Here is a 4,593-nt window from a genome sequence, read left to right as displayed (position 1 = left end):
TCTTGGAATCGCCCTCTATCAAAGCCTACTAACTGAAAAGCCACTTGATGCGGTTGCTCTTTCTTGGGGAAATGAATCACCTTGGGATAAACAACCAGCCTAAAAGTCCGATTGCCAGTTGCTTCTATTTCTTTCTTGAGAGCTTCAAAAACTTTCAGTTTTTTGCCAATGTATAAAAGTGGGTATTGATTTCGACCAATAGTCACAGTGCTAATGCCCTCTGACTTTAAATTTACCTCTCCTGTAATTACGCCTACCGCTTGAAATATCGCTCCTGTTGCTTCAATAGCATCTACTTGTGATGCGGTTTCAGGATTGACTTGCTCATCATCCGTTGAGGCTTGTAGTGCAGGCTCCACCTCTACCTCAGTTTTTGAAAGCTCTGTTGACAAGAGAGTTTTTTCCTGTTGAGGTTGGACAAGCGGCAACTCAATATTAGTAGGCTCAATGGGCGTGGGTGAGGCAGATGCCATAATTGTTTTTTTAATCGCGGTCTGATTTCATCTTAAACGGCCGCATGATGAGTGCTGCTGTGACAGTACACAGATTTATCTAGTAAGCGTGACCAAAAATAAACATATTCCTTAACGTACAGTTTTCCCTTTTTGGCACGATGACCTCGTTACCCCCACTCCTCACAGGGGAACTATAAATATCAGGTAGAGATAATACAATGAAAACACAGATCAAAGACTTTATTTGGAAGCACCCCAAAACATCGGCAGCAATAGTGTTGTTCTTGGTAGTGTTCAGCTTTAGTCTAGCGAACATAGGGAAGTCTAAACCTCCACAGAATCAGATTTCAACCACTAGCAGGGCAACTGATGATGATTTGCCCGAAGAAACAGAATTCGACAGCAGTAAATGTATGGTCTACACAGTTGGAATTCTCTCAGGTGCAATTGTTCATAAATTCAAAACTACTAATAATAGTTTTGCGTATGTCATGGTTACAAATAGTGATTCTATTGTTCGGATGTTTGAAGGAAAGAATTTCTACGTATGGAAAACGAAAGAAGATTTCATACAAACTGAATACTCTGAGCTTACCCAAGTACTTCCACCTGAAGGAGTAAAGGAGTTAAAAAGACTTATTTCTATTTACTCGTATGCAGCAATAGGGTTAGAGGAGTTCGCTAACGTAGCAGCAAAAAATCCGGTTTTTGACTCCAATAAGTGTGCAGTTGATGATAATTCAAAATCACAACTGATTCCTCCCAGCACTGAGACAACACCTAGTAAAACATCTGAATCACAAGTTCAGTCTGATATTTCAACTATACAGCACCCATCCTCTACTCGGATTGTTCAGGCAGGAGACGGCTACGCCAATTTAAGAACTCAGGCAAGTACTGAGGTAGCCACTATAATGAAAATCCCGAATGGTACTTCAGTGAGTATCATCAGTGAGCAGAGGAATAGTTCTGGGCAATTGTGGTATCAAGTTGAAGTAAATGGCAAGGTTGGTTGGCTTTACTCAGAACTACTTAGTACTAGCCCATAACTATTTAATCTTCACTGATTGGGCAAATATAGGCATTGAATGAACTTATACGTCAGACGACTTAAAATAAACATTAATTCAAAATAGATACAAATTAAATCGTGAAAAATATTAATTTTAGAGATATTGTTAGAGCTAACTTAACAAGTAATTTAACAGAAGAATTTCTATTTGATTTTTTGAAATTAGATGGTAATAAGGCGGCACTGAATTTAACTATTCCTGCTCAAGATGACTTAGTACGCTATGAAGCACTTATACGAATAACAAATGCTGCTCCTAATTCAAATTTACTCGTACTTAGTGGTTCTAAAGATGCCTCCCTTCAGGTTATGCAATCTTTTCTTGAACAGCATTTAGAAGTGAAAGCAGAAAATTACTCATTAACATATAATCCTAGTAAGAAAAACATTACTATATACTTTGAAGGTTATCAAACTAAAAGTTGGATAACCCGTCAGTATAACTATACTTGGATATTAGCCAAGCCCCAGAGTAACATTTTAGCTAATATTTCTTATGTTCCTAGCCAAGTCACTGTTATTTTAGCGGGTGATCAAGAGCCGGAGCAATTAACTAAATTTAATATTCGTCAAGAACAAACTTTAGTTTACAAGGGGCAAGGGAATTTGAAATCATATCGTAGCAGAAATAATAGCATTTAATTCTTTTAGCTAAAGCAATTATTAATTTCCGAATAAATAAAGGCATCGTCCAGTATCAAAAGCATTTTGTCTTGATAGCTTAATTGTGCTACTCATTTTCTGTAACCTCCTTATATTCACCAATACATCATTCATTCACAATCAAGTTATAGTCGATATAACCAAGCATCGCCCCTCTTTTTATCGCCTCATAACGGTTCTTGACGTGCCATTTACTGTACAAATCACTCGCGTAATGTTTGACTGTACTAACAGAGAGAAACATTTCTTTGGCAATCTGTTCAAAAACTAAACCCTGAGCCAGTAAACGCAGGACTTGTATTTGTCGCTCAGTGGGAGAGTCTAGCAAGTTTTTGTCAACGAAGTTGGGGTCAATATATCTGTTTTGATAAAGCCTTTCTAACAGTTTTTTAGCCAGCTTTGGGTCGAGTAGACATTCATCAAAGTAAGCTCTCTTGATGGCTAGTTCAATCAATTCTATATCAGCCGTCTTGAGCATATAAGAATCAGCACCATGACAGAAAGCCGAGTTAATAAAGTCAGAATGAGTCTCATTAGTAAATATCACCACTTTACTATTAGTATTTCTTTTAATTGAACGAGTAAGTTCTAAACCACTCATATCGGGTAATAGTAAATCGACTAACACAACATCAGGATTTACTTGTTCAATTAACTGAAAACCTATCTTTCCACAATTGGCTGACCCTGTAACTTTTATATCAGGAGATTGTTCAATGGCAGTTTTGAAGCCTAAGAGTGTGAATGTTTCTGGTTCAACAATTACTATTCTCAGCATGATGTTGATAATATTCTAATAATAAATGGCTGTTTATTGATTGATTTATTATTGGTGTCCCTGCCGTGACTGTCCGTCTTGCCGTGAAGCTGCCGTAGGCTATGACCTATACAGGGTATGGATTGCCGTGATTGTGCCGTATGCCGTAGACAGCCAGAAAAGCCAGTTTTACATCCCTTATGCTCACTACGGCAGTACGGCAACACGCTCACCAATCGGGTAGAGAGTAGCTATCATTGCCGTCGAAATTTATCTTCTCCTTCTCTACTAATTCAGCCAAACCATCAATTAATTCTGACTCTGAATAGCCGGATAATCTGTCAGCCTTCTTTAAATCACGTAATGTTTTTGGCGTTTTAGACTTGACATTCTGGAAGTATTCATAAATCTTTGTAGCCACCCCAGATAATGACTTTGGCTGGTGATGATGAGCAACAGTTAAATCAAATTCCAATTCATACACTCTATCTAAATATTGCTGCTCCGAAGCAATTGACTTGGCGCTCTTAGATAAATCGGGCATCAAAGCCACGACGAAACCACCCACAGAAGCAATCATGACTGGACGGAGATTTTGACAAGAAACTGATTTAACTTCAAAGTATTTAGATTTGATTTGTTCCCTCTCTTGCTTACCGGGAATGATGTCACCCCTATTCAAAATTAATTCCAATACCCCATAAGATTCTTGCTCCCTGCCGTTCTTAATATACTTGTTACCTAACAGTAATAAATTCAGGCACATTCTTGTTTGAGCATCCATCTTTTCAATGCCTAATGCTGCCAGATTAAAAGACTGTAGTGAGGCAATAAATTTAGTATTAAACTCTCGACCAATCAGTAAAATATCAAGTAATTTACTCCCGTAATTCCAATCTGAGTAAAGCTTGCTTAATTGATCAGCAATCACTAACCAATCATCCAAAATTAGAATTAAAGGTGGTAAAGACTCACGTTGTGATTCTGGTAACTGTTTACGTTGTTTGTAGTTGAGGTAAAAGTTATCAATTACCTCTTTAGCTAGGTCTGGGTTTTCCTGATCGAAGACAATTACTCGTTCCTTTTCCCGTAAACCGCAGAAACTATCATTCTTAGCACTAATTACCCAAATATCCGCGCCTGGGGAATCAGTCAAAATCTTGCCAATCAAGTAATTGAGGGTAACTGATTTACCGCTTCCTGGTGCAGCGACTAAAGCAGTGGAACTATCGGCTCTGGCTAGGGCTTGCAAAGTGTTGAGGGCAATAGCTTCTGATGGGTGAAGACTGACAGAGCTATTGTGTTGTAATGCCTGCGGTTGAGAGCCAGTTACTTTATCGTCACCCCTGGCTATATCGTTGATTGACTGCCCTGGCAATGCACCGGCTGGTTGTCCGGTTGTCTGTTGCAGAGAAGCCCGTGCTTCTGCTTCTGCCCTTAACCTCACTTGCTGCTGAAAGATGGCTAACTCTTGCGGTGTCATTTGAGACAATTGTGCTGCTCTTGCCCGTCGATTCTCACTCCATTGGTGGAACTCGTTGTGACTTGAACGAAAAAATGAGCCAAATTGTGAACAATAAAATGAGCCATAATTAACGGCAAAATAAGCCTTATGGGAAAAAGCGAAATAAAACTTTGCAATCAAA

The 4,593-nt window shown here is 38.8% G+C and carries 4 protein-coding genes and 1 pseudogene; 2 read left to right on the top strand and 3 right to left on the bottom strand.

Annotated features, from left to right (window positions below):
- Positions 1 to 473: pseudogene (locus H6G14_RS32910) on the bottom strand (hypothetical protein); the annotation flags it as partial.
- Positions 474 to 673: 200 nt separating this feature from the next.
- Between H6G14_RS32910 and H6G14_RS32905 the strand changes: the two are divergent.
- Positions 674 to 1,504 (top strand): SH3 domain-containing protein, encoded by an 831-nt coding sequence (locus H6G14_RS32905; protein WP_190573161.1) that lies wholly within the window; start codon positions 674 to 676, stop codon positions 1,502 to 1,504.
- 101 nt (positions 1,505 to 1,605) lie between these two features.
- A complete protein-coding gene (locus H6G14_RS32900) occupies positions 1,606 to 2,169 on the top strand; it encodes a hypothetical protein (protein WP_190573159.1) in 564 nt (187 codons plus the stop codon).
- 127 nt (positions 2,170 to 2,296) lie between these two features.
- Here H6G14_RS32900 and H6G14_RS32895 read toward each other — a convergent pair whose 3' ends face one another.
- Both H6G14_RS32895 and H6G14_RS32890 read right to left on the bottom strand, forming a co-directional pair.
- On the bottom strand, positions 2,297 to 2,968 hold the full coding sequence (locus tag H6G14_RS32895; protein ID WP_190573158.1) for a response regulator: 672 nt from the start codon (positions 2,966 to 2,968) through the stop codon (positions 2,297 to 2,299).
- 208 nt (positions 2,969 to 3,176) lie between these two features.
- A partial coding sequence (locus H6G14_RS32890) for a type IV secretory system conjugative DNA transfer family protein (protein ID WP_242054369.1) occupies positions 3,177 to 4,593 on the bottom strand: 1,417 nt, incomplete at its 5' end.

Origin of the sequence: Nostoc parmelioides FACHB-3921 (genome assembly GCF_014696625.1) — a bacterium.
Classification (GTDB): domain Bacteria; phylum Cyanobacteriota; class Cyanobacteriia; order Cyanobacteriales; family Nostocaceae; genus Trichormus; species Trichormus parmelioides.
The sequence above is the reverse complement of the archived record's forward strand: the minus strand, read 5'-3'. Positions and strand labels throughout refer to the sequence as shown.